We start from the raw sequence: 2,956 nt of genomic DNA on the forward strand, positions 1-2,956 counted from the left end.
ATAGGAGTTATTCAGTATTGACTTTGACAGAAATTGCTCAAACTTTATATGAGTCTAGTAAGATTAATTCTGAGCAATTTTATATCCTGAAAATTCATCATTAAAATATAGGAAATATTTTAGATAATTACAATGAAAAAGTTTTTTTTGACAATATTTATTAGTAGTTTTTTATCTGTCTTTAATCTACAAATTAAACCGGCTATAGCTAATAGAATTACCAATGCTGATTATGAAAACTTAAAAATTGGCATGACCTATCAAGAAGTCAAACAAATCTTGGGAAGAGAAGGTGAAATTTATACAAAATATAATAGTCCGACAATTGACGAATTTGGCGTAGCGTATCGCTGGTTAAATAATGATAATACAGGTATAGTTGCCATATTTAATTCAGAGAATAAACTGATTAAATTATCTGCTCAAAATTTGAACGCGACTAACTTTGGAGTTAATCGAGAACCTCCTGTAGTTACCAGTACAGATTTTGAAAATATTAAAGTTGGGATGACTTATGATGAAGTGAGAGAAATTATTGGTAGTGAAGGAATAAAACAACCAACAAGAGATAATCCTTTAACTAATTCTAATACTGTTACATATAATTGGGTGAATCCTGATGGTACAAGCATGAGTATAATTTTTGATTCTAATCAGAAAGTGGTTACTATTCGGACTAAAAATATGAATACTTATAATTTTGGTAATCCTTTCTGGAATCAACCCAAACCAGTTTATTCAATTACGCGACAAAAATATGAAAAATTGCAGCTAGGAATGACATACCGAGAAATAAGAAATATTCTTGGAGCAGAGGGAGAAATAGACCCCGAATTTGACTCAGAAGCTTTTGTACAATCAAGAGAAGCAAGAGAAATGCAAATTAATAATACTCTTGGTAGACAACAAGAAGTTACATCAGATGAATCACAAGCAGAAAATCAAATTAAGGGTGCTTATGAATGGAAAAATCCTGATGATACAGGCATAAAAATAGTCTTTAATATGCAAGACCAAGCAGTTGCTATATATACTTCTGGTTTAGATGTAGGACTTCCTTACAAATAGACACGGGGACGCGGAGACACGGAGACACCGGGATGGAGGCTTTTAATTTATTATTAAAAGTGGACTTTTCACCGAAAAATTATTGTGGTTTAAAGCCTCCCCTTTTAAGGGGATAATAAAGAAAATTTTTCCTTTGAGTCAATCCTCTTCTTTTAAAGGAGAGGTAATTATTAATTATTAATTTTTGAACAGATTTATATAGCGTTTTCAAATGAGATGTCAAACAAGAGCTAGTTATTTACTAACAGTAAAAAGTTCGGCAAACCTTCTTACCTGTTGCCTGTTGCCTGTTGCCTGTTGCCTAAAAGCAACCATGTTTTTTACGCAACTCAAATGAAATTACTATATATGTATGAAAATCAAGAATGGCTCGGTTTAATGATTGGAAATACCCGGTTACACTGGGGGTATTTTGTGGGTGCAATACTTCAGAAAACCTGGGATATAGACCGGATTCACAAATGGGAAATTGAGGAAAATATTAATGTGGAAATAGTAGTCAGAAAACTACTAAAAAATACATTAGAAACTCAGAATATAAAGTTAAATCATCAGATGCCTTTATTAATAGCATCAGTAGTTCCTCAACAAACAGTACTTTGGGAAACTTATCCTTGGTCTGATATGATTACTTTAGAAAAACTCCCACTACAAGGACTTTATCCTACTTTGGGAATAGATAGAGCTTTAGCAGTTTTGGGTGCAGGCACAAAGTTAGGTTGGCCTGTGCTAGTCATAGATGCTGGTACTGCAATTACTTTTACTGGTGCTGATGTCCAAAAAAAAATAGTGGGGGGGTCTATTTTACCAGGGTTAAGGTTGCAATTATCATCTTTGATAGCAGGAACAGCTATGTTACCTTTGGTCGATATACCGATAGAGTTACCTCCACGGTGGGCAAAAGAAACAGCAACAGCCATTCAAAGTGGGATAATATATACAGTATTAGCAGGTATAAAAGATTATATCGTCGCCTGGCGAGAAGAATTTCCTGAAGGACAAATAGTGCTGACAGGAGGCGATCGCATCTTATTATTAACTCATTTGACAAAACTTTTTCCTGAGTTAGGTGCAACTATCATTGATGCACCGGAAGTAATTTTTTGGGGTATAGCAAAAATTTGGCATCAAATATACTAACTTAAGATCTGAATAAGATCTGAAAATGTGGCGTTGCTGAAGAGCGTGTATGATATTAATCTTAATTACTTAGGAGTCAACCCACCCCTAACCTCTTCCAGGAGGGGAAGTTACCGAGTCAGGAGGGAACAAAGAAGAAGAAACAGGAGTAGAAGGAGAAAGTTTTTTGCTCGCCCTCTTATCCGGAGATGATATCTATCATACCTCAAATCAGCAACGCCGAAAATGTAAAAATAAATATAAGTAATTTGCTGAATAATACTATGTCTGAATAATTAAGTATAATAAAAATGTTCTATTGAAGCGATGTTGAAGGAATATCCCAAATTTCTGCTCCGTTTCCAGTGTTCGACCTTGAACTTACACCTACGACTTACCACCTAAGAAATTTATTATAACTAATTATTCAGACATAATATAACAGCTTATTGTAAAATAATTTATCAGGTAATATTGCCCTTACTTTCTCAATAGCAGGAGAATATTTTAGTCCACTTATCAAATCAAAGGAATAAACAAAAGATGACAAGTTCGGAAACCCTTGATTCTCAGTTAAACATCAAAGCCGATAATTATAAATCTCCACCATCGATCCCTGGTATCTTATCATTTTTGAGAATACTTGAATATCTATCTTTTGCAACTACTATTGGCTCAGGAATTAGTGTTTATTTCTTTCGAGAGCTGATTCAATTGCCGATAGTTTTAGTAGTTTCTATTGCTCTGTTTATTTTTTTGTATCTCCTAA

2 protein-coding genes and 1 pseudogene are annotated in these 2,956 nt (G+C 33.8%); all 3 read left to right on the plus strand.

Translation table 11 applies throughout. The features are described from left to right. The first annotated feature begins 132 nt into the window (after positions 1–132). Entirely contained in the window at positions 133–1,068 is a 936-nt protein-coding gene (locus tag F6K13_RS26380; RefSeq protein WP_124146552.1) for a hypothetical protein, read from the plus strand. Between the two features lie 333 nt (positions 1,069–1,401). Beyond that, complete coding sequence (locus F6K13_RS26385; RefSeq protein WP_240039120.1) at positions 1,402–2,208, plus strand: pantothenate kinase; 807 nt, start codon at positions 1,402–1,404, stop codon at positions 2,206–2,208. A gap of 522 nt (positions 2,209–2,730) precedes the next feature. Continuing rightward, positions 2,731–2,956, plus strand: a pseudogene (locus tag F6K13_RS26390) (hypothetical protein); the annotation flags it as partial.

Origin of the sequence: Okeania sp. SIO2B9 (assembly GCF_010672505.1) — a bacterium.
In the GTDB taxonomy this organism is placed as follows: domain Bacteria; phylum Cyanobacteriota; class Cyanobacteriia; order Cyanobacteriales; family Microcoleaceae; genus Okeania; species Okeania hirsuta.